Origin of the sequence: Flavicella marina, from assembly GCF_009193215.1 — a bacterium.
In the GTDB taxonomy this organism is placed as follows: domain Bacteria; phylum Bacteroidota; class Bacteroidia; order Flavobacteriales; family Flavobacteriaceae; genus Flavicella; species Flavicella marina.
In genome coordinates this window covers 150,828-174,793 of record NZ_VYVA01000004.1, presented here as the reverse complement: position 1 = coordinate 174,793, position 23,966 = coordinate 150,828, and the positions used below count along the sequence as shown (strand labels likewise).

Annotated in this window: 22 protein-coding genes; 6 read left to right on the top strand and 16 right to left on the bottom strand. The window is 32.6% G+C overall.

The features are described from left to right. Positions 1 to 50 precede the first annotated feature (50 nt). The 3 genes from F6P99_RS09845 (at position 51) to F6P99_RS09835 (ending at position 3,106) form a co-directional block, all read left to right on the top strand. Positions 51 to 824: an XRE family transcriptional regulator gene (locus tag F6P99_RS09845; protein ID WP_152287307.1), complete on the top strand. Its 774-nt coding sequence runs from the start codon at positions 51 to 53 to the stop codon at positions 822 to 824. Further along, complete coding sequence (locus tag F6P99_RS09840) at positions 821 to 2,176, top strand: 3'-5' exonuclease family protein (protein WP_152287306.1); 1,356 nt, start codon at positions 821 to 823, stop codon at positions 2,174 to 2,176. Before F6P99_RS09845 ends, F6P99_RS09840 begins: the two co-directional genes overlap by 4 nt. Before the next feature lie 81 nt (positions 2,177 to 2,257). Continuing rightward, on the top strand, positions 2,258 to 3,106 hold the full coding sequence (locus F6P99_RS09835) for a transketolase (protein ID WP_152287305.1): 849 nt from the start codon (positions 2,258 to 2,260) through the stop codon (positions 3,104 to 3,106). Positions 3,107 to 3,262: 156 nt separating this feature from the next. Here F6P99_RS09835 and F6P99_RS09830 read toward each other — a convergent pair whose 3' ends face one another. After that, positions 3,263 to 3,892, bottom strand: coding sequence for a 7-carboxy-7-deazaguanine synthase QueE (locus F6P99_RS09830; protein WP_152287304.1), 630 nt, complete (start codon positions 3,890 to 3,892; stop codon positions 3,263 to 3,265). 175 nt (positions 3,893 to 4,067) lie between these two features. Here F6P99_RS09830 and F6P99_RS09825 point away from each other — a divergent pair, with 175 nt between their 5' ends. Beyond that, positions 4,068 to 4,640 (top strand): hypothetical protein, encoded by a 573-nt coding sequence (locus F6P99_RS09825; RefSeq protein WP_152287303.1) that lies wholly within the window; start codon positions 4,068 to 4,070, stop codon positions 4,638 to 4,640. On the opposite strand, the gene F6P99_RS09820 is transcribed toward F6P99_RS09825, so the two are convergent. From F6P99_RS09820 to F6P99_RS09800, 5 genes are all read right to left on the bottom strand, one after another. Next, positions 4,637 to 5,383: a peptidylprolyl isomerase gene (locus tag F6P99_RS09820; protein WP_152287302.1), complete on the bottom strand. Its 747-nt coding sequence runs from the start codon at positions 5,381 to 5,383 to the stop codon at positions 4,637 to 4,639. The two genes, F6P99_RS09825 and F6P99_RS09820, sit on opposite strands and share 4 nt — an antisense overlap. Before the next feature lie 4 nt (positions 5,384 to 5,387). Further along, on the bottom strand, positions 5,388 to 6,287 hold the full coding sequence (locus F6P99_RS09815; protein ID WP_152287301.1) for a Ppx/GppA phosphatase family protein: 900 nt from the start codon (positions 6,285 to 6,287) through the stop codon (positions 5,388 to 5,390). Between the two features lie 12 nt (positions 6,288 to 6,299). Beyond that, positions 6,300 to 6,788 (bottom strand): SixA phosphatase family protein, encoded by a 489-nt coding sequence (locus F6P99_RS09810; RefSeq protein WP_152287300.1) that lies wholly within the window; start codon positions 6,786 to 6,788, stop codon positions 6,300 to 6,302. Positions 6,789 to 6,873: 85 nt separating this feature from the next. Continuing rightward, positions 6,874 to 7,521: a pyridoxamine 5'-phosphate oxidase gene (pdxH, locus tag F6P99_RS09805; protein ID WP_152287299.1), complete on the bottom strand. Its 648-nt coding sequence runs from the start codon at positions 7,519 to 7,521 to the stop codon at positions 6,874 to 6,876. 40 nt (positions 7,522 to 7,561) lie between these two features. Then, entirely contained in the window at positions 7,562 to 9,034 is a 1,473-nt protein-coding gene (locus F6P99_RS09800; RefSeq protein ID WP_152287298.1) for a sodium:solute symporter, read from the bottom strand. A 140-nt stretch (positions 9,035 to 9,174) separates the two neighbouring features. Between F6P99_RS09800 and recR the strand changes: the two genes are divergently transcribed. Together recR and F6P99_RS09790 are read left to right on the top strand one after the other, a co-directional pair. After that, positions 9,175 to 9,792 (top strand): recombination mediator RecR, encoded by a 618-nt coding sequence (recR, locus tag F6P99_RS09795; protein WP_152287297.1) that lies wholly within the window; start codon positions 9,175 to 9,177, stop codon positions 9,790 to 9,792. Positions 9,793 to 9,878: 86 nt separating this feature from the next. Beyond that, complete coding sequence (locus F6P99_RS09790) at positions 9,879 to 11,018, top strand: glycosyltransferase family 2 protein (RefSeq protein ID WP_152287296.1); 1,140 nt, start codon at positions 9,879 to 9,881, stop codon at positions 11,016 to 11,018. Here F6P99_RS09790 and F6P99_RS09785 read toward each other — a convergent pair. From F6P99_RS09785 to F6P99_RS09740, 10 genes are all read right to left on the bottom strand, one after another. Then, a complete protein-coding gene (locus F6P99_RS09785) occupies positions 11,010 to 11,579 on the bottom strand; it encodes a CopD family protein (RefSeq protein ID WP_152287295.1) in 570 nt (189 codons plus the stop codon). The two genes, F6P99_RS09790 and F6P99_RS09785, sit on opposite strands and share 9 nt — an antisense overlap. Positions 11,580 to 11,704: 125 nt before the next feature. Then, entirely contained in the window at positions 11,705 to 13,801 is a 2,097-nt protein-coding gene (locus F6P99_RS09780) for a DUF4114 domain-containing protein (protein WP_152287294.1), read from the bottom strand. 105 nt (positions 13,802 to 13,906) lie between these two features. Beyond that, positions 13,907 to 15,229: a glycosyltransferase family 2 protein gene (locus tag F6P99_RS09775; protein WP_226913056.1), complete on the bottom strand. Its 1,323-nt coding sequence runs from the start codon at positions 15,227 to 15,229 to the stop codon at positions 13,907 to 13,909. After that, positions 15,226 to 16,602: a TackOD1 domain-containing metal-binding protein gene (locus F6P99_RS09770; RefSeq protein ID WP_152287293.1), complete on the bottom strand. Its 1,377-nt coding sequence runs from the start codon at positions 16,600 to 16,602 to the stop codon at positions 15,226 to 15,228. The genes F6P99_RS09775 and F6P99_RS09770 overlap by 4 nt, the downstream gene beginning before the upstream one ends. Before the next feature lie 28 nt (positions 16,603 to 16,630). Continuing rightward, positions 16,631 to 17,998, bottom strand: a complete 1,368-nt coding sequence (locus F6P99_RS09765; RefSeq protein ID WP_152287292.1) for a nucleotide sugar dehydrogenase — start codon at positions 17,996 to 17,998, stop codon at positions 16,631 to 16,633. Positions 17,999 to 18,243: 245 nt separating this feature from the next. Further along, positions 18,244 to 19,260 (bottom strand): HlyD family secretion protein, encoded by a 1,017-nt coding sequence (locus tag F6P99_RS09760; protein ID WP_152287291.1) that lies wholly within the window; start codon positions 19,258 to 19,260, stop codon positions 18,244 to 18,246. A 4-nt stretch (positions 19,261 to 19,264) separates the two neighbouring features. Beyond that, positions 19,265 to 20,776: a hypothetical protein gene (locus tag F6P99_RS09755; protein ID WP_152287290.1), complete on the bottom strand. Its 1,512-nt coding sequence runs from the start codon at positions 20,774 to 20,776 to the stop codon at positions 19,265 to 19,267. A 96-nt stretch (positions 20,777 to 20,872) separates the two neighbouring features. Then, positions 20,873 to 21,580 carry a LytR/AlgR family response regulator transcription factor gene (locus F6P99_RS09750; RefSeq protein WP_152287289.1) on the bottom strand — a complete coding sequence of 236 codons (708 nt, stop codon included), beginning with the start codon at positions 21,578 to 21,580 and terminating at the stop codon, positions 20,873 to 20,875. Next, positions 21,577 to 21,900, bottom strand: coding sequence for an Hpt domain-containing protein (locus F6P99_RS09745; protein ID WP_152287288.1), 324 nt, complete (start codon positions 21,898 to 21,900; stop codon positions 21,577 to 21,579). Before F6P99_RS09745 ends, F6P99_RS09750 begins: the two co-directional genes overlap by 4 nt. Positions 21,901 to 21,907: 7 nt before the next feature. Then, complete coding sequence (locus tag F6P99_RS09740; RefSeq protein ID WP_152287287.1) at positions 21,908 to 23,965, bottom strand: PAS domain S-box protein; 2,058 nt, start codon at positions 23,963 to 23,965, stop codon at positions 21,908 to 21,910. Between the last annotated feature and the right edge of the window lies 1 nt (position 23,966).

The window sequence follows — 23,966 nt, the reverse complement described above, 5'->3', positions numbered from 1 at the left end:
TACAAAATTAGCTACAAATAATAGTTTTTAATGCTTATATTTGTAGTATTATGAATAATGTAGCTAAAAACATCCGACACTTACGAAAAATTAAAAAATTAACTCAAGAGCAGTTGTCTGAAGAACTGGGTATTACTAGGTCTAAAGTGGGTTCTTATGAAGAAGGACGTTCTGATCCTCCAATAGAGATGTTGGTTAATTTTTCAAATTATTTTAAACTACCAATAGACGTGTTGATTAAAAATGATTTGACATATGCGTCAGATACTTCTTTTATAGAAATAGGAAACCAACGTGTTTTGTTTCCTATTACGGTAGATAGTGATAACGAAGACTTGATAGAGGTTGTTCCGGTAAAAGCTTCTGCAGGATATTTGTTAGGGTATAATGACCCTGAATATATAGAGCAATTAGATAAAATAAAATTACCTTTTCTACCCACCGGAAAACACAGAGCTTTTCCAATAAAGGGAGATTCTATGTTGCCTATGAAAGATGGATCGTATGTTGTGGCTCAGTACATAGAAGATGTTCGAGATGTTAAAAATGGTACTTCTTACATTGTTGTAACATTGAATGATGGTATGACTTATAAGCGTGTTTATAATAAAATAGAAGAAAGTGAAAGTTTACTTTTGGTACCCGATAATAAAAATTACGATGCTTACGAAGTTCCTCTTTCAGAAGTGTTAGAGGTTTGGGAGTATACCTGTAGTATCAATACGCAAGAGTATGATGAGCGTGATTTGAAAATTAGCAGCATAGCTTTGATGTTGAATCAATTGGGTGTTGAATTGAAAGAGTTGAAAAAAATGGTTTCATGAAATATGCAATAGTCGATATTGAAACCAATGGGGGAGTAAAAATAACTGAGATAAGTATTTTTATTTTTGATGGAGAACAGGTGGTAGATGAATACACTACATTGATAAATCCTGAGTGTAACATTCCTGTTTTTATTACAAATCTTACCGGAATAACAAATACGATGGTAAAAGATGCGCCTAAGTTTTATGAGGTAGCAAAAAAAATATATGAAATTACTGAAGGGTGTGTGTTTGTAGCGCACAATGTAAATTTTGATTATAATATTATTAGCAAAGAGTTTAAAGAACTCGGCTTGACATATAGACGTAAAAAATTATGTACAGTTCGTTTGTCGAGGAAATTATTACCCGGAAAAAAATCATACAGCCTTGGTAAATTATGTATATCTGAAAATATTCCATTGGTAGATAGACATCGCGCACGAGGAGATGCTGAGGCAACTACTATATTATTTAAAAAACTATATGAATTAGATAATGGCAGCGTCTTTGCCTCTTTTTTAAACCCGAAATCAAGAGAAGCAACATTGCCTCCATTACTTCCAAAAAAAATATTTGACAGTTTGCCAGAAAGGGAAGGGGTTTATTATTTTAAAAACGAAGAGAAAGAGATTATTTACGTAGGGAAGTCGAATAACATAAAGCAGCGTGTTTTGAGTCATTTTTATGATAAAAAGAAAAAAGAAATAGCGATGTGTATGGCTACAGCAGATATAGCATATACTGAAACCGGAAGTGAGTTATTAGCGCTGTTGTTAGAGTCTTCAGAAATCAAACATCATTTTCCTAAATACAACAGAGCACAACGAAAGACAAGAGAAGGCTATGCCTTATTTTCTTATGAAGATAGAAAAGGAGTAACGCATTTGGCGTGGAATCAATTAAAAAATGTTCCGAAACCGATACTTAAATTTTATAGTGTTACAGAGGCTCGGCAATTTGTAGAGAAATTGTGTGAAACTTATGAGTTGTGTCCAAAATACTGCAACCTCCAAACCAATGTTAGCAGTTGCTTTCATTACCAAATAAAACAATGCAGGGGAGTTTGTAGAAGTGAAGAGCCGGTAGAAGCCTATAATAAAAGGGTGCAAAAGGCGATACAGTCTGTTCAGTTTAAAAAGGATAACTTCATCATCAAAGAGTCTGGGAGAAAGCCAAATGAATATGCTTATGCATTGGTGTTGAATGGTATTTATATGGGGTTTGGATATATTGATGAAGAAATTTCTACAGCTTCAAGAGAAACCTATTTATCTCAAATTACACCACAAAAAGACAATAAAGACATCCATCGAATATTAAAGAGTTATTTGAAAAATAATCAGTCAAATTTGATAGAAATAGCCTAGAAAAAAACCTCAGATTTATTCAATTTTTATGCTTGTAACATCTTACAAAAAGATGTACTTTTGCCGAATAAATATTATAAAATGGCTACAACTCAAGAATTGAAAGATTTTTCTCAACAAGTAAGAAGAGATATTTTACGTATGGTACACGCAGTGAATTCTGGTCACCCAGGAGGATCTCTAGGATGTACTGAATTTTTAACAGTATTGTATCAAGATGTGATGTCTTACAATTCTGAAAAATTTGATATGGATGGTAAAAATGAAGATTTATTCTTTTTATCTAATGGACATATTTCGCCAGTTTTTTATAGTGTTTTAGCAAGAAGCGGGTATTTTTCTGTTGAAGAATTAGCAACATTTAGATTGTTAAATTCTCGTTTGCAAGGTCACCCAACAACACATGAAGGTTTAGAAGGAATTCGTATGGCTTCAGGTTCTTTAGGACAAGGATTGAGTGTTGCTTTAGGAGCTGCTCAAGCTAAAAAATTAAACGGCGATGACAAGTTAGTCTACAGCTTACATGGTGATGGAGAGTTGCAAGAAGGTCAAAACTGGGAGGCTATCATGTATGCGGCAGCAAAAAATGTTGACAATGTGATTGCTACAGTAGATTTGAATGGTAAACAAATTGACGGAACTACTGACCATGTATTGGCAATGGGTTCTGTAAAAGATAAATTTGAATCTTTTGGATGGATTGTTTTAGAAGAGAAGCAAGGAAATGATATCGAAGCGATTCAAGCAGTTTTAGCAAAAGCAAAAGATTTGTCTGGAAACGGAAAGCCAGTTTGTATTTTGTTAGAAACAGAAATGGGTAACGGAGTAGATTTTATGATGAACACGCATGCTTGGCATGGTAAAGCTCCAAACGATGCTCAGCTAGAAGAAGCATTGAGCCAAAATCCTGCTACATTAGGAGATTACTAAACAGCAGTATATATAATACATAAAAAAATCCCAATCGTTTGATTGGGATTTTTTTTTTTTTTTAACTTTTCAATTAGTCTCAAGGTTCGCTATGTTTCGTAGACTTAGCTTGTTCCCTGAGCTTGTGCAAGGATGTCGAAGCCTTAGATAATCAAACTATGGTATATTCAAATATTTATGTGTTTGTAATGAGATTTTCCATTTAGGGTTTTTCATTACATAGTCGATAATTTGTGGAATCATTTTTTCTTTTTTGCTCCATTCAGGCTGTAAATAGAGTTCACAAGAACTAGATACTTTCGCTGCTTGTTCTTCAGCGAAAATAAAATCATTTGCATTATGGATGATCATTTTTAATTCATCTGCTGCTTGATGACATTCTTTCAAAGGTAATTTTGTTTTCTTCGGAGACAAACAAAACCAATCCCAGATACCCGATAACTGATACGCACCAGAAGTTTCAATATGTGTACGAATTCCTTCGTTTCTTAGTTTTTGAGTAACATAATCAAGAGACCACATTAAGGGTTCGCCACCAGTAACAACTACTGTTTTAGCGTAGTTTTTTGCATTTGAAACTATGGTGTCTGTAAGGGTAGGCGGGTGTAGATTGGCATCCCAACTTTCTTTTACATCACACCAATGACATCCGACATCGCAACCACCAATTCTAATAAAATAAGCTGCTGTACCGGTATAGCCTCCTTCACCTTGAATGGTGTAAAATTCTTCCATCAGTGGGAGCATTTTACCAGCGGCTATTAAATCTTTGTCTTCTTGTGTCATGAATGCTTGATTTTAAGGCTGCAAAGATACTTAAAAGGGATAGTTTTATAAGTTAATATCGAAGAATATTTTTCTGCATACCTAGTACTTCTGATTTTTTTACGAGTGAAGCTCATGGTGATTTAAAAGAAAAAAACTACATTTAGCCCCAACAATAATTAGATTCTTTCAATTTATGATACAAACGATTTTCAAAAGTGTTTTGGTGTGTTTTTTCGCAGTGCAACTTGTCGCCTGTTCGGGTAATGATGCTTATACGATTTCAAAAAATAGAGTAGGGCTAGTAACGAATGAAACGACAGTAGAAGAAGTTGATGCACTTTTTGAGAACGATTCGATTGTTAAAAATTTAAGTGAGGGTGTTTTAGGTTACAAAGGTAGTTATACTCAAGCAGATGACTATTACTATATTTATTCTAAAGAAGGAAAACACCTGTTGACTCTTACTCCAAAAGAACCCTTAGATTCGTTATCAACTTTTAAAGTTATTGAAATTCACGACGAGCTATATACAACAGAAGAAGGCATTGGTCTTGGGTCTACTTTTGAAGAGATAAATTTATTGACAAATATTTCAAAAACGGAATCTACTTTTACAAAGGTTGTTTTGTATTTAGATGCGTTAAATGCAACGATGACATTGGATAAATTAGATTTGGGAATTACTACTATTCAAACAAATGATGTACAATTAGAACAAATACCAAACCTTGTAAAGCCTACAAGTTTTGTCGTTTGGTTTGATTAGTTTTTTAGCACCGTAATTTTCATAGGAATTTCTTTCTCTGGCCATTCGTAACGGTCGATAGCAACTTTGGTGATTTTATCTATAACTTCAATTCCGTTGATGATTTCTCCAAAAACTGTGTGTTCGAAATTTAAGTGAGATTGGTCTTTTGTGGCTTGAATAAAATAAAACTCAAAAGGACTTGACATTTTTTCAGGGTTGTTTACCCAGTCCCTTGCAGCTGCCATACAGCCGCGTTTATGACCTCTGTTTTTTCTGAATTCTGCAGGAATTTTATAGTCGTGTAATTGTTCTTTAAAGGCAGGGGTTACCAAATTGTCTGAGTTTCCACCTTGTACTATAAAGTCAGGTACTACCCTATAAAAGCAGGTAGTGTTGTAATATCCCATTTTTACCAAATAGATAAAACTCGCTCGATGAATCGGAGTGTCTTCGTATAATTTTGCAATTATGGTACCTAATCTGGTTTCTATTTTTATCTTCGTTTCAGGATTTTTTTTTCCGTATTCTGTAAAGAATTCTACAGCATTTTCTGTAGAGATAGAATCAAAGATGTATCGTCTGTTTTGCGGTAAGATGTATTTTTCTGGCGGTTTGTTTTCTTTTACAACAACGGTTGAAATAGCAGCAACAGAATCTTTTTGAGTCTTTGTTTTGTGTTGTTGTTTGTCATTTGATTGAGACTCACATCTAGTTAAGAGAACACTAGCAGTTATGAAAAATAATAACCTAAATGATACCATCAAACTATGCTTCAATTATCCCACTATACAAACTTTTGATAATACCATCAGACAATCCAATTTTTGGAACGTAGATTTTTTTTGCTCCACTCCATTTCATTGCTGATAAATAAATTTTTGTGGCAGGTATAATTACATCCGCTCGATCTGGGTTCAATCCAAGTTCTGAGATACGTTCTTCGTATGACATCTTTTTCAAAAACTGGTAATGAGCATTCATATAAATATAAGAAAGAGGTTTGTCTATTTTTTGACCAGACATTTTAAATATCTTATTGATATTTCCACCAGAACCGATTAACACAATTTTCTTTAGGTCTTTGGTGTTTTTTTCAATCCATTTTTTGATTTCTTTCCATGTTTCTTTTTTGTCTACTTCTTTGTTTAATAGACGTACAGTACCCATTTTAAATGATTTTGATGCAACAACCTGTTGCTTCGAAAATATTGTGAATTCGGTACTTCCTCCACCAACGTCAACATAAAGATATGATTTATGACCTTCTATAAGCTGAGATAAATCGGTAGAAGCTATTATTTGTGCTTCTTTTTTACCATCAATAATTTCAATTTTAATATCAGCTTCTTTTTTGATTTTTTCAATTAATTCTGGTCCGTTCGAAGAATCTCTCATGGCTGAAGTCGCACATGCTTTATAGGTCTCTACACCATGTACATTCATCAAGAGCTTAAAGGCTTTCATGGCCTCAACCATTCTATTAGAATTTTCATCAGATATAGTCCCCGAAATAAATGCGTCGGCACCCAAACGAATTGGTACACGAATTAGTGCTGATTTTTTGAATTTTGGTTCTTCATCTTCAACCAAAATAATATTTGAAATTAGTAATCTTACGGCATTAGAACCGATATCAATAGCAGCGTATTTCTTTATGTTTAACAAGATGATATTGTTTTATTTGTGATTTTTAGGTGCTTCTTGAAAAAGAGTTTTTCCTTTTTTTATACTTTTCCAGTGATTGTTGTCAAATTCTATGGCAATTACCCCACAAGTAGGTACATGCGGAATGAAAACATTTCCATATTTATTTACAAAGTCGTTGATCCCATGATCATGACTAAAAATAATGGCTGAATCAAATTCATCATCCAAAGCTTTGATGGTTTTTACTAAATAACCATCACTAAAACTATACAAAGATTTTTTGATTTGCAAATTTGATAAAGGGTATCCGAAAACGTTGCTAAATATAACCGCCGTGGATAAGGCTCTAGACGCGCTACTTGTAATAAAAACATCAGGTTTTTTTATTTTTTCAGATAGCGCCGAAGCAACAAGATAAGAATCTTTGATACCTCTTTTTTTTAATGGTCGATCAATGTCTTTAATGCCATTGTACTCCCAAGAAGACTTTGCATGCCTTACAATATATACTGTTTTCATGTATACAAATTAATAATTCAAAGATACTAAAATAGTTGAATTGGCTTTTTTATATGGATAGAAAAATAAAATTTATATTCTTTTGTTAAGGGGCCAAACGTTCAATATTCCAATCGAAATTTTCTTGCAGCGTATATAAGATTCTATCATGCATACGATTAGGTCTTCCTTGCCAGAATTCAATCGATTTTGGTTTCACCAAATAGCCTCCCCAATGCTTTGGTCTTGGAATTTCTGAGTTTTCAAATTTTTGTTCAAATTTTTCAAGATTTTGCAACAATTCATCTTTCGATGCAACTACCTGACTCTGATTGGAAGCCCATGCACCTAGTTTACTACCATCAGGACGAGATTCAAAATAACCATCTGACAAGTTTTCAGGTACCTTTTCAGCGATTCCTTTGATGATGATCTGTTGTTCCATTCCTGGCCAAAAAAACGAAAGACATAAGTTGGGATTGTTGGTAATGGCTTGTCCTTTTTCACTGTTATAATTCGTGTAAAAGATAAAACCTTCCCAGGTAAATTTTTTCATCAATACCACTCTGCTTTTTGGAAAGCCATCCGTACCAATGGTTGAAACCGTCATCGCATTGGCCTCGTCAATCGAATTAGATTGTTCTACATTGTAAAACCACTTTTGAAATAATTCCAAGGGGTTTTCAGGAATATCATTTTCTGATAACTCCTTTTTTTTGTACACTTTTCTATAGTCGCTTAGGTCTTTTTCCATGCTACAAAAATAATGATTATTTGAAGTAGAAGATAGTGATTTACTGAGAAATTGGTTTGTTTGATTTTATAGTTAACAAACCTAAGAATGTAATAGCTCCGTTGACAATTAACAATTCGTATCCAAATTTGTATCCGTTGAACAAAACTGTTGAATAATAATTTAGAATTGCCGTTGTAATTACGGCAAATAATGCAACGAAAGGAACTCGTTTTTCGATGATCTGATGTTTGGTGAATATTCCGAAAGCAAAAAGACCTAATAAAGGACCATACGTATAACTAGCTACTTTTAGCAGACTGCTGATTACATTGTCATCCAATACATGTTTGAATATTATAATAACGAGTACTAAAAGTATAGAAACACCGATATGTACCTTTTTTCTGATTGTTTTTTGTCGTTTTTCCTCTTGGTTTTCAAGTCTTAAAAAATCAAAACAAAATGAAGTTGTTAACGAAGTAAGTGCACTATCTGCACTTGAATACGCTGCAGCGATCAAACCTAAAATAAAGAACAAGGCAATTGGAAGACCTAGGTTCTCATTTAATGCAATTTGAGGGAATAATAAATCGGTTTTTATTTTCCCATCAATTGTAGGAATTGCAATTCCGTTCTTATCAGCATACATAAAAAGTAAGGCGCCTAAAAACAAGAAAATAAAATTTACAACGATTAGAATAAAACCTAAAGACAAAACATTCCACTGAGCTTCTTTGGTACTTTTACAAGTAAGGTTTTTTTGCATCATGTCTTGATCTAAACCAGTCATTGCGATTGCGATAAACATACCTCCGAAGAATGACTTGAGTAGGTGTTTGCTGTTGTTGATATCTTCCGTGAAAAACATCTGTGAATATTCTTTGAATTCTTCTGATTTAAAGGCTTCGAATACTGTAAGTCCGAAACTGTCACAAATAATATAAATGGATGCAAAGACTGCAGCAAGCATAAAAAGAGTTTGCAAGGTGTCGGTCCAAACGATCGTTCGCATACCACCTTTATAGGTATACATCCATATGAGCAAAATAGATATCACTACAGTAACTTCGAAAGGAATATTCCAAGTGTCAAAAATAAAATACTGAAAAACTGAAGCCACTAAAAATAATCGAAAAGAGGCTCCAAGTACACGAGAAATGAAAAAGAAAACGGCTCCTGTTTTATGACTTACAACTCCGAATCGTTCTCTTAAATATTCGTAGATAGAGGTGATGTTGGTTCTGTAGTAGATTGGCAATAATATGTATGCAATTACAAAATATCCAGCCAAATATCCGAATACAATTTGCATATAACTAAACTGACTCGCTTGTACCCAACCTGGAACAGAAATGAATGTAACTCCAGAAAGTGAAGCACCAACCATTCCGAAGGCTACCACATACCAAGGCGACTTTTTTTCTGCCTTAAAAAAGGAATTATTAGAATCGCTTTTACCTGTGAAATATGAGATTCCAAGAAGGACAAAGAAATATATAACTACGATTGAAATAATTTGAATAGCCTGCATTCTTATTTGTTTTTTGAATAAAAAGTGAAAATACTAAAGTTTTTAAGATAGATTCTTATTTGCATAAAAAATCAAATATATTTTTTGAAAGCTCTTTAGAATTACGATTGCTTTTTTAAGCAATTGAGTATCTTTGTGGCATGAATTTTTCTTCAAAATTATTAGAAAATGCTGTGAATGAAGTTTCTCAGCTTCCTGGAATCGGAAAGCGTACAGCCTTGAGATTGGTGCTCCATTTGTTGAAGCAATCGAAAACACATACAAAACATTTAACGACAGCGCTAGATGCTTTAGTTGAGCAGGTGAAGTTGTGTAAAAGTTGTTACAGTATTTCTGATGTTGAGGTTTGTGAAATTTGTTCGAGTAGTCAAAGAAACAAAGAAATTATTTGTGTTGTTGAAGATATTAGAGATGTGATGGCAATCGAAAATACAGTTCAATTTAAAGGTTTGTACCATGTGCTCGGTGGAAGGATATCTCCAATGGAAGGGGTAGGACCTCATAATTTAACGATTTCGGAGTTGATTGAAAGAATAGAATCTGGTGTTGTAAAGGAAGTGGTTTTGGCATTGAGTTCAACTATGGAAGGCGATACCACAAATTTTTATATTTACAAACAACTACAAAAATACCAAATCACCATTTCAACCATTGCTAGAGGTATTTCGGTTGGAGATGAATTACAGTATACAGATGAGGTAACCTTAGGAAGAAGTATTGCAAATCGCGTTCCTTTTGGAGACTCCTTAGCGCAATAAGGAAATATTACCTTGAATAAGAAAAATAAAAATTCTATTTTCGCTACTACCATTTAACCGTAATTACTTTGACCAAATCTCCCCATATGGAACTATCTATTGTGATAGTAAGTTATAATGTTTATCACTTTTTAGAATTGTGTTTAAAAAGTGTTGAAAAGGCTTGTGAAGGTATACGCGGTGAAATAATTGTAGTAGACAATAATTCAGCAGACAATAGTAGTCTGTTATTGGCTAAAAACTTTCCGAATGTAAAACTAATCGCAAATAAGGAAAATGTTGGTTTTTCCAAGGCGAATAATCAAGGTGTTGCAATTGCTGAAGGAGAACATGTACTTATTTTAAATCCAGATACGGTTGTAGGAGAACATACTTTTATTGATTTGCTAGATTTTGCAGCTACAAAAGATAAATTAGGAGCGGTAGGAGTACAGCTCATCGATGGTACAGGTGCATTTTTACCAGAAAGTAAAAGAGGGATTCCAACCTTCAAAGCATCTTTGAATAAATTATTTGGAGGAAACAATGCTAAGGGAACTTACTATGCCAATCATATTGAGCAAGATGGTTCGGGTGAAGTAGAGATTTTAGTTGGTGCATTTATGTTTTTAAAAACGAGTGTTTACAAAGTGGTTGGTGGTTTTGACGAAGATTATTTTATGTATGGTGAAGATATTGATCTCAGTTATAAATTGCTAAATGCCGGATTGCAAAATTATTATTTGGGAGGCGTTAAAGCAATACATTTTAAAGGTGAGTCTACAAGGAAAGATGTAAAGTATTTGAAATATTTTCACGGTGCCATGGAAATATTTTACAAGAAACATTTCAAAGCAAATTTTTTCAAAGACACTGCTATGAAAATCGGAATAAAGTTGTGGTATTTATACAAATATTTTCAACTGGCCGATCCAGTAATTATTATTTCAGAGCGCGAAAATATTTTATACGTTGGAAATAAAAAGGTAACGATTGACAAAGAAATGCATCGAAATTTATCGTTTGTAAAGTTCAATTCTATCAAGCAAATAGAGCGTTATACAATCAAGAAAAAAATTGAAGAAGTATGGTTTGATGAATCTACGTTGTCTTACGAGAAAATTATTGAAATCATAGCTCAATTGCATTCTGAAAGATTAATTTTTAAAATCCATTCCACAGATACCACATATGTTATAGGGAGTAATTCTTCCGATGGAAGAGGAGAAATTATAGATTTACTCTAGAAAGTCCTTTTCAGAAGCATCCCAACTTCTTTTTTTTCTAGCTTTCTTGTATAGTTTTACGAGTAACATTAAGACAATACCAAAAGAGAAAATTCCGATGACACCCCAAATCCAATCAATATTATTTTGAAGTTCAACTAAAAAGACAACAGCGAATAAAACAACAGTTGCCACCTCATTCCAAAGTCTTAATTTTGCAGAACTATATTTGATAATATCGTTTTGCAATTGTTTGTATATCACATGACACCCCCATTGATAAAAATATAGGATTCCAACAAAAGATAACTTGATCCACATCCATTGTTGTTTTAATAAAGTAGGGTTTTCATATAATAACCAAAAAGCAAAGATACTTGCTAAAATAGCAGAAGGCCATGTGATTATGTACCATAAGCGTTTGCTCATGATTTTATATTGACGTTGCAATATGCCCTTATCTGGCTGTTGTTTTTTATCAGCTTCTACATGGTAGATAAATAAGCGAACGATGTAAAACAAACCAGCAAACCATGTAACAATAAAGATAATGTGTAAGGCTTTTATATAATAGTAATCCATTGCATTTGTCTTTTAAAGATTCAATGAACAAATGTATAGAATTAAATTTTTTCATTGATTACTCTAAGACAAAATAATGCCCAATGAAATTTACATTGGGCATGAAATGCAGTATTTTTTTTGATTTAGTTACCTATTTGGTTGAAACTTTCAACTTCAAGGGCATTAGGATTTGAAGAAGTTATTTCGAATATAGCATCGTTGAAATCATTGTCTCCATTCGGGACACTGATATCTTCAAAGGCAATCACTACTGAATTACAGTTGGCATCATAAAAAATAATACTCTGTTGTCTACCACTTCGGTTAAAGTTTATATCGGTATGTTGAGAGTAATAACCATCAGTTATAGAGCCATTTCGCCATCCGTTGGCTATCAAAAAGAAACCGACCACTGTACCTGGTTCAAATTCACCCAACAATCTCATTGTGTTACCCCTTATCAATTGTCCACCTGAACCTTGTGCAGATACGTTTGGAAAAATTACTATTTTATCTAATAAATTTTCTTCCGTTATAGGATCATTTTCGTTGTAGGTGTAGTATCCTAAAACATTTTTGTAACCAGCTCCTTCATCAATAAAAGTCAAATTTAATTCTGTCTTTTCTTTAATCACCAGGTTTTTCACAGGGTTTAAAAAATACTCAGGATGTTGTTTCATTGCGTTTTGTCGTTCAGGTAAAACATTGCTATAGATATTTGGTAGTAGTGTACTACATACTTCTTTATCGTCTTCCATTCCATCTGGTTTACCGTTATCATTGTAGGTAGTTACGGTTTTGTATTCATCTTTGGTTCTTTTTCTTAAAATTTTAAATCCACCTTTTCCTTTAGCGACAAATACCCATTCGCCATCTGCAATAATGTAATTTGCCGAAGCATCTTCTTCTGCTAGATCCCAATAAAAGATAGGACAGATGTCTTCATTTTGATTTGTTGGATGTGGAGAGATGGAAATGCCATCAGAACCGTTTGCTGCATAAACATAATCGATATCTGTACTCACACCATTGGTGTTTCCAGCAATTAACATGGTCCCTTTAGATTTGTTTAATTCAACTCCGTTGTTAATATCATATAGTCCAATCCCATCTTTACCTTTAGCTATGTATAAATTATTAGAGTTTTTTGGAGAAAATTCCATAGTTGATTTTCCACGATAGGTTTCAATTACATTTTGATGAAAGATTTCTCCGATTGAAAAATTCGTTGCATTAAGGTCATTTTCATCACGATTTATTTTTAAAGAAGCATTGTCTCCAGTAACTAAACTTGCAATAACCGGGTTCCCTGAGAAACTATTTGCCGCAATGTATTTTGCATTTTGGTAGCTCTCAAAATCTAAAGCTTTTAGACTGCTTTTATTCAGTTTTACAGTTCCTCCATGAGTTTTTCCTGAAGTGACATATAAAAATTGACTTGTACTAGCAATTCCGTTTGCAGAGGCAGAAATTCCTGTATCGAAAATGTTTGAGAGGTTTACTCTTCTGTGTTTATCTGTGTACACTCCATTATCTGTTTCGATTTCATAAAGTTGTGCCCCGTTTTTTGAATTTGACATAGCCAACCAAACTTTTACATTTGGTGATGCCGCAGAAGGTCCGGAGCTTATGGCATTGATATCTGATCTCGGGAATGTCGCTCTACTGGCAATAATCGGAAAATTAGGGTTGTTTAAATCAATAGTTTCAATGGCTCCAAAATGTTCATCACCTTGTTTGTGATAACTAATATATGCTTTGTTGTTATTTAAAGTTATATGCGTTACACTTAAAAATTTTTCATTAATAATTAATGGAGCTACATCGGCAACATGTTCCCAATAATACATTTCTTCCACTCCATTGACACTTTTGGCTTTCAATGATCCTTTTTTAGAGTAGGACGCATCATTGATAATAGGAGTGATGGTTGCAGTTCTATTGATGTAAGTAATTCTGGAAGATAAGCTTTGTTCGTTATTATCAATTTCGTAAACTGCTGCTTCTTCTTTTACTGTTTCTTCATGAGTCATAACATCATGTTCAATAACATTTTGACAACTCGTAGTAATCGCAATGATCAGAAATAGGGCAGCTTGAACTACAATACTGCTCATTGAAACTTGCTTCTTTTTGTTTATCAAGTCAATGGAACGATAGATTTTTACAAATTCTGTGATAATTTTTTCGTTGTTCGGAACTCGAAGAGTTTTGGCTTTGTGTACTATTTTTAAATTCATAATTGTAGGTTTTTGTTTGAGTAAAATTACTTTTTACTACCGCTGGATTGTAGAATTTTCGTCGACTGACGATTTTGTAAAGACGAATGGTGGTTTGTTTACTTTTTAAAGTCCAGCTCTCTTCGCTTGAATCGACGACTTGTAAGGATTCCACGGGTCTTCAAAAGATCTTTTAAAAAAGAACTCTTTGTAATAGGCAACAGTTCTTACAATTCTTAAGTAGGTTCCCGTATAGATGGTCATTAAAATTACATATGGCCATAAATATTTTTCTTCTTCACGTCGTTCCGAAAAAATGTAGATGCTTAGCATTTGAACGTACGACATAACAAAATACAGGGTGAAGTTCATGGGGATTATAAATTTTAATGAACTGCTGTAGTTGACAATTATATCAATTATGTATACCCACCATAGTAAATCTAAGACCACATTATAAAATACATTTTCGAAAAGTGCTATAAAATTCAGCCAATTAAAATTCGCAGAAGGGAAATACACATCTTTGTGTTTCCGAACCCTAAATCTAATGATCGACTTATCCCATCGAAGTCTTTGTTTGGTCAAGACTTTAAATTTTGCTGGTGCATTTGTCAAACAAATTGCATCTGGCTGAAAATATACATTGTAACCCGATTTTCTGATTTTTACAGTGATGTCACCATCTAATCCTGGACCGATGTCCCAACCACCAATACTATCAATCACATCTTTTCTAAATGCACCGAATGCTCCAGATATGATTTTGTAGATTCCTAGATAAGAGGTTATTATTCTTCCAATGGATACAGTTTTTAAGTATTCAATAGCTTGCAGTTTTGCGCATAAGCTCTCTTTGTAGTTTCTTACTTTTACGTTGCCACCGACAGCTGCGATATTTTCACCGAAAAAAAATGGAAGAAGTACTTTCTCAATAGCATCTCTATCAAAAGAACAATCAGCATCAAGATGCACAATGTATTTTCCTTTGCTATAACGCAACGCTAGATTTGCTGCAGAAGCTTTACCACCACGCATGTCATTTCTAATGAATACATCTATTAATCCAAGTTTTTCAAGATTTTTTCCAATAATTGGAGTTTCATCATCTGAACCATCATCGACGATTATCAATTCAAAATTTGAGAACGTTTGTTCTGCTAATGATCGTGTTAATTTGTATAAGTGTTTTCCTTCGTTTTTTCCGGGAATGATAACAGATACAAAAGGATTTTCGTTGAATAGTTGCTGTCTTGCTAATTCGAATTTCTTTGTTCTTGATTTAGACGATATTTTAAATAGAATTGCGATTACATAATCGATAATGATGTAACGCGTAAATTCAAAAATCACGAAAAACCAAAAAACGCGAATAAATTTTTGTATTCCAACTACAAACCAATAATTCATGTATTCTGGAAGTATGTTATGTAAGCTTAATGGTATCATGAGAAAAAGGTTTGTAAAGTATCGTTTTTATCTATTCGATGTATTTTAATTTCGACTTTTTGGTTATCTCCTGTAGTATTATCATTGATTAGTTTTGCCAAGTTGTAGTCTATTAATTCTAATCTTTGTAATTGATCTTCACGGGTGTCAGGTAGCATTAAATAATAGCAATTGAAATTTTCTGCAGATAAAATATCTGGACCTTCCATATAAGATTTTATGATTCCTGAAATTTCTTTGGTCAATGCAGATTTGACATTATCATTCAACAATTGCAATTGTTGATTTCTAAATTCAATTTTCGCAAAATAACTATACCCATTGGTTGCTTTTATTCTTTTGATTTCTTGGTTCAGAACAATTTTGAATAGTTGAGGAGGCATACTACCAATTTTCATGCTTTGGTTTTCTTGAATTTGATTTTTTATAGAAGCATCAAATAATATGTTTTCACCTTTTTGTGTAATACTATATTCCCCTATGGATTTTTCTAATAATTCCTCTAGCTGATTTTCTGTTTCACAGTCAAGACATAGTGCTTTCATATTTGCATTTTGAAATTCATGATTGCAACAGTTGCAAGAATAGATGGTAGATGGTTTGTCGTAGTCTATTCCAATGTGACGAAGGTTTTTATCACATTTTGGACATGCTAATCCATCTTCGATTTTGAAGTCTTTTTCTGGAGCAACATGTGCGCATACAAAATGGTGTATCATGTCATGTGCAACAATATCAATACCGCTACATTTTGGGCAAGCTTCTCTAAAATTTAAATAATTTCCATCACAAGATTTACAAAGGTGTATATAGTCTTTAAGTTGGAACGTTACATAATGTAAGGTTCTCATTTCCTCTAAGTTTTTTAATAAAACGATAGATTCGTAGTGCTTATAGTACAATGAAATAAAAGGAAACGTATAACCGATCGTGCTTTTTCTATCGGCTATAGGCTTTAGAATAGCATTACGTGTATATAGATACGCGATAGTTTTATGCTGAATCAGAGAGTTTACATAAATGGTTTTTGGTGTTTCAATATTTTTTATTCTGTTTGCTATGGTGATAACACGCTCAAAATAATTTGATTCTAATTCTAAGTTGATATATCCATCGGTGTGGAGAACTAATTCTTTAGGTTGTTTGTACAGATTGTTAATGAAAATAGGTAACAAACAAATCTTTAGGTTTTTGTGAGTTCTAATTCGTACGATGATTTCTTGAACATGTGATCGATTTTCTGAGTCAATAACAAAACCATCAAGATATTCAAGCTGCTCGTGTTTAAGTTCATTTACATGAGCGACCATAAGCAGCGAATACCCGTCGTTTACTATCTTTCTAGAATTGTTGTTTTTTAAAATGTTTAACATGACTCAGTTTTTTGTTGAAAACGTCAGTTTATAAAGACATATAAATGTTTTCAGGAAATTTATCTTTTTTGTCTCCTTTGATATCAAAAATGATTGTCTCTTTATCTCCGTTTTTTAAATAATCGTAATGAGCTAAATGTTTGTAATCTTCATGGTCGACAGCTAAAATGATTGCATCAAATTTTTCTGATGTTGTATTATTTACTGTAATGCCATAGCGTCTTTTAACTTGATCTACATTCACCAAGTAATCGTTGACAACGACGTTGAAACCTTTTTTCTCTAACTCGATACATAATTCTGCAGTTTTAGAGTTTCTGATGTCGTTTACGTTTTCTTTGAATGCAACTCCTTTTACCAATATTGAAACTTTTTCTTTACGCATTCTTTTTGTGAATAATCGCTTAGATAATTGGAAAACAATATGTTTGATCATTCCTTCATTTATTTCACGAACCTGTTCTAATAATTTAGGATTGATTCTTTTCTCTTTTGCTCTGTTGATCAAGTAGTAAGGATCAACACCGATACAATGACCACCCACCAAACCAGGGAAATAATTGTGAAAATTCCACTTTGTTCCAGCAGCTTTAAGTACATCTTTTGTGTTGATATTTAAAGCAGTGAAAATTTGTGATAGTTCATTCATCAAACCAATATTCACATCTCTTTGAATATTTTCTACTACTTTGGCAGCTTCTGCTACTTGAATATTTGGTGCTTTATGAACTCCTGCAGTCACTACTTCACTATACACAGAAGAAATAATATCTAAGGTTTCTTTCGTGCTTCCTGACACTATTTTTTTGATTTTAGTAAATGTGTGTTCTGTATCTCCTGGGTTAATTCGTTCTGGAGAGTAACCTATTGTAAAATCAACATTGTATTTTAATCGTGATATTCTTTCTAAGATTGGTACACAAACTTCTTCGGTACAACCTGGAAATACAGTCGATTCAAATACTACACAGTCACCTTTTTTTAGATGTTTCGCAATACTTGCAGTTGCAGATTTGATTGGTGTTAGATTGGGTTTTTTTAAATGATCGATTGGTGTTGGAACTGCTACTATATAAAATTTAGCATTTTTTAAAATTTCAGCATTTGCTGTAAATTGAATGTCTTTACCAGTGAACTCCTCACTTGCTAATTCTTCGCAAGGGTCTTTGTGTTGTACTAACGATAAAACTTTGTCTTCACTAATATCGTAACCAATTACTTTAAATTTTGATGCCATGTGTACCGCTAATGGTAAGCCTACATACCCCAATCCAACTACGGCAATATTCTCTTTTTTAGTTTTTAAATCATTGAAAAGAGTACTTTTTCTGTAAGCTAGTTTTGGGTTGTTTTTTACGGTTTCTTCGATTTGTTGTGTTTTAGCTAATGCGTTCATATTTATTAGATTTAGAAGTTATTATTTCATTTGATACCACTAAATTACTTCAAGTCTTGAGTTTGTATTTTATTATTAGTTTAGAGAAGCCTAGCTGTAGACTAAGAAACGTTTTCTGTCGACGAATGGTTTTTGTAGAAAAGGTGATTTTAAACTGATTTATTAGAGATTTAGTGCGCTCATTTTAATTGGTTGGAAACAATGCAAAAAAACCTTTCATTGAAAGGTTTTTTGAGATACACTATTTAATATTTGGCGACTTTTACTTTGAGGTTTAATTTGTAGAATTTACCCCATTCTGAGATTTGAGTTTTATCCAATGGAATTATCTCGGTTAATATGTTTCGTTCGGTTGGTTCGTATTTTTTTTGAAACTCTGTGGGTGCTTCGTAGGTAGATATGTAAAGCTTGTTGATAATTCCCTTTGATTTTGTTTTGTCTGGGAATTCTACAATAACCAGATCACCTTTTGTGATATGAGCAATATCTTTTAAATTGAAATATGCTTTAATGAATACTTTTTCTACGTCGTGTATGGTCATAACATTTTCGGTTTTATAACAAGATTCTTCACTGTTTTTTAGAATTTGTCCGATGACACCTTTGATGGGAGAGTAGTAGGTGTTTCCGTATGATGAAGAACCATAGGTGCTTGCATCATTTGGCGCCAATCTTTTTCTTTCTAGATTTAAAAAGTAAAGCTCGTTTTGAAGTAAGCGTATTTTGCTTTCTGTACTTTGAATTTGATCGTTAACGGTATCTAACTTGTCTACTGTGTACACATCAAGAAGTATTAAGTTTGTGATTTTCTTTTCTTGAGATTTTAAATAAGTTAACCTGTCTTTAAATGCTCTTAATTCAAGGTTTTTTAAATGTATTTCTTTTTGAATGTTCTGTAAATCACTATACCGACGCTCTCGTTTGTCATTGTTTTTAATTACTAAAGTAGCATCACTATCAAAATGATCTTGGTAATAATTAAACAGAGTGTCTCCAATTTTCACGGTATCTCCCTCAAAAATGTGAATGCCTTTTACTCGAATGTCAGTTGTGAAGTTTACATCAACTTTTTTCATTAACATTTGCCCATTACCTTCAATCCAGAATACTTTTTTGTAAAGGAAACTTGTTCCCCAAAAAAACAATCCTAGGAGAAGAATTATAAAAATTACCCTGTCAAAATTGAATTTCTTTTTTTTGATTACAGGTTCTTTTAAAGTCCTTATGATGGCTTTGTTTGATTTGTATGTGAATTTTTTCATCAGATTATTTTTTAATCGTTTGTAAATCTTTTTGGATTAACTCTGCTACCGTTTTTATGTTTTGGTCTTGGGCTACAGAGAAATGAATATTCTCTTGATTTAATTGGTTGTTAAGTGTTTCGTCAGAAATAACGATATTGTTAAGTTTTTTGGCTTGAATGTATTGAATTTGAAATTCCATTGAGAAAACTTCGCTCTTTTCTAACTTGAAGATTTCGTTAGATTTATTTTGACCAAATCTAACTGGACTCCAGGATTTTTCTATGTTTTCGTAATTCTGCAGTTGGGAAACCAATACATACAATTGTCTTTTTAATTGCAAACAGTTTTCTAGAACTTCAAATTGGTTTTCGATTAGCTGTAAAACTCTATAACCACTTTCAGTGCTATTTAGTTCTGTTTTTAGCAACGACAAAACACGTATTCTTTCATTGATAATTTCCCATGACTTGTATTGATTTTGCAGATCTCTCACTTTCTCTGCATAGGCATTAGTCTGTGTAATTATTTGATTGTATTGCCCAACTGATTTATCTTTCTCTTGAGCTCTTAAAATTTGTTTTTTGGTTTTTATAATATTTGACTTTTGATTAAAACGTATCGGAGCTCTAAATCTAATGCCAACTAACGGAAAAAATACCTGTCTGAAATTAGAGTAGGTGTAGTTTTGGGTTGCAATCAGAGTAAGACTGTAGTCATTCGAATAATGATGATCAAGTTCAATGTTTTTTTCTCTTAATTCTAAACTTTGACATTTGTCTTGAATTTGTAATTCTTGTAGGTCCAGGTCAGGGAAAGGTAGCGATCGTTGTGATAATATTGCAGGCGAAATACTGTCTCGTAATATTCTATTTTGGTTTTTATAATGTTTTACCTGTTTTTCTAAAACGGTAATTTGATTGCTCACTTTTAGCAATGACTCTCGATTGATTAATTTTTTTACGTATAGTTTATTTAAGAAATCAAAATACTCATTTTCAAAATCCAAATGATTTTGAAACAATTCAATGGTTTCAATATTTAGAACAAAATTGATGTTGATTCTAAATTGTCGTCTCCAAAGATGGTTTTTGGTAGCGTAGGAATCTAAATGTAGTGTAGTAATTTCGTTATGTAGTTTTTCTTCACTGATGCGGTTCTGGCGTAAACCAGTTTTCAATAGGTCCCATTCTAAACCAATACTTGCAGTACCAATATTATTGCTAAACGTTTGTTGATCATAACTCTCTCTAAAGTTATAGACAGCACCCGCTCTAAAACTTAATCCAATATCTTGATGGAATTGTTTGGCTTGGTACTTTTTTAAATCTATTTCTAATTGATTGACGTCAGAATTTTTGGTGATTTCTAATGCCTGATGAAAACTTATTTCTGCATCTTCATTTGAAGGGAAAACAATTTTTGTTTTGGTTTTATTCAATAATAGTTCAGCCTCCTTGACCAACGGGTTGAGGTTTTGTCCTTTAATTTGTATGCAAAACAGCAGCAGGAAACTATGTATAAGTATTACTTTCATTACCATAAAAGTAGTAATGAAAGATGCTCAGGCAGAAGTTAATCGACCAAGAACCGAGCTATAAACGTTCTATGGTTGTTTTGTGTCGATAAACGGTTACAAGAGATTCAAACGTCGCATTAGTTCACTTCTGTTAGATCTACTTACAGGAATAATATCCTGTTTGATTAATACACTATTGTCTTCTATATCGATTATCTTATTGAAATTTATAATAAAAGATCTATGAACTTTGATGAAAATTTCTTCAGGTAACTTATTCTCTATTTTTTTTAAAGTCGAATGTACAATGTAATTTTTACCTTCTGTTTTAATATTTATATAATCACCTTTGGCTTCAATCAAGTAGATGTCTGGAATATGGATTTTTACCAATCTCCGATCGATATTTACATACAACTTGTCTTCTGTTTTTGAATTGGTGTTTTCTTTAGATACTTCAGGTTTTATTTTAACAGAAGCTAGTTTGTTCAATGCTTTTTGAAAGCGCTCATATGCGATAGGTTTTACCAAATAATCTACTACACAATTGTATTCAAATGCATCTAAAGCAAAATTTCTATCTGAGGTAACCAAGATAATGTTTGGTGGAGTTTTGAGCGTTTTTATAAAATCGAATCCCGAGAATGTAGGCATGTGAATATCCAAAAATATAACATCTACTGTGTTTTCGTTTAGATATTTAATTGCTTCAATAGCATTTTCAAATTCGCCAACAATTTCAAGGTTTTCAGTTTTTATAATTAGCTGTTGGATAATCAATCTTGCAGATGCGTCATCATCGATTAAAATGCATTTTTTCATAGTGTTACTTTTTTAAGAAAAAGTGTCATTTGCTCTAGTAGTATTTCAAACCGTTGGTTTCCTTCTGTTTTTTCTTCTCTGAGTTTTTGCTCGTAGAGATTTGCAATTTGACAACCTTTTTCTAGGCCTAATATACTTATTTTATGCTTTATCTTATGTACTATCTCAGCAGTTTTTATAAAATCTTGGTTTCTGAAGTGTTTGAAATACGCATGTATTTCAACAGGAAGTTCTTCTTTTAAGATAGTAACTATTTTCTTTTCGAATTCTACATCTCCACCACTCAGTTCCTTGATGTAGTTTAGGTTTGGATCGCTCAAAGTTTCGTTATTTAGGTATTTTTATAAAAAATGCAGTGAAAACATTCATTTCAGATTCAATCCAAACTTCTCCACCAAGTAAATCCACAATTTTTTTTACGATGGATAATCCGATACCTGAAGATTCTTTACTTTCTTTAAGAGAGTTGAAAATTTTGAAGATTTGTTTAAAGTACTTTTCATCTATTCCGATACCATTGTCTCTAACCGAAATAGTGTAGTTCTTTTTTTCTTCAATCAAAGAAATATCTATAATTCCTTCTTTTTTGTCGTTGAATTTTATGGCATTACTGATTAGGTTTTGAAACAATTGTTGGAGCTTTATTCTGTCTGCGTTAAGTGTTGGAAGTTCATTAAGTATGTTTATTTGAATGTTTGTGGGCACAAACATTATTTGTTTTAATTCTTCGATTAACAAATTTAGATTGACATTTTCTTTTTTAGTTTCTTTATTTCCAATGCTTGAATAGATAAGTATATCAGAAATTAATTGCTCCATCTTTTCTAGAGTAGTGTCGATAAGATCCATATTAGACAAACTAACATTATCTAATATGTCTTGATTGTCTTCTCGAATCCAGCTAACTAGCGCATTGATACTTCTAAGAGGGGATTTCAAATCATGAGATACTATATGTGCATATTCTTGTAATTCTAAATTGTTTTTTTCTAGCTGTTTTAAAAGTGTAATGTTTTCTTTTTCAGCTTTGTTTCGGGCTCTTAAATGAATGGCGCTTTTCAATTGAATTGCGACCAAACTAGCTATGTTTTCAAGAGTATTGATGTTGGATTTATTGAAAAAATTATTTTGTCTGTGCTTGCAGTGAATTATTCCGATTACTATATTTTCATTTAAAATAGGAATGAAAGCTTCAGAACCATACACAGATTTTGATGCTTTGTTATCAAAAATTTTAGAAAGACCATTGTTTGTGATATCAACTAGTTCCGCTGAACGAATATCTATTTTTTTAGGATCAGTTGTATTTGGGTTTATAGTAGTTATTTGATCTAAACTGTTAGTTTCTTTATTAACTAAGTATAGCGAACATTCATCTGTTTCTAAAAAGTTCGCTATTTGGCTAATTATTTCCCAAGAGATTTCATAGATGTTCACTTTTCCTAAAATGGATCGTGTGAGCTTCTGAATAGTGTCTAAAATCAAGTTCTTTTCTCTTTCAGAAGTGATGTCTTCTATAATTGCAACTTCGTATTTTAACGATCTATTTGTGTTTCTAACGGCGCTGACATTTGTCTTTGCCCATATTACGCTTCCATCTTTTTTGATGTATTTTTTATGAACTAAGAAATTATTTAGATCGCTTTTTTCAAGAGATTTTTTTAGGTTTTTTGATTTGTCAACATCTTCTGGGTGAGTAATGTCGTTGATAGAAATGGTATGCAATTCGTTTTCATTGTAGCCAATGAGATCAATAAATGCCTTGTTGGTTTTTATAAACGAGCCTTGCTGTGTCAATGCAATCCCAAATGGTGCGTTTTCTACAATCGCATTCAGTTGGTTTTTCTGTTCTTCTATTAACTCGTTGTTAAATTTGGTTTCTGTAATATCTCGCACAATACCTTGAGCTGCAATAGGTTTGTTTTTGTCGTCGAAGATGATACTAGCATTGATATGAACCCATTTTATTTTTTTCGATTTTGTGATGATTCTTGCTGTGTAATCACTAAAATGACCTTCTTTTAGTAAGACTCCAAACGAGTTGAAAGCATATTCAGTATCTTCAATATAAATGAGGTTTTGAACATTTAATTTCTCTTTTTGGATGTCGTATTCAAAAAAATCAACTGCAGAGTCGTTCATTTTTAATACGTTTCCTCCAAGATCCATGATAAGATAAGCATCATTAATGTTTTCAAAAACACCTTTTAGTTGAGTGTCTTTTTCATTCAATAATGTTCCGAGTTTTTCATTTGCAATTTTTAACTCTTGAGCAATGGTATACAATTCTAACGATTTTTTTTCGAGAATTAATTCTGCTTGTTTACGAGCTTGTTTTTCACGTTTTAGAGCACGCTCTAGAATTTTTATTTTTTCATCATCCATT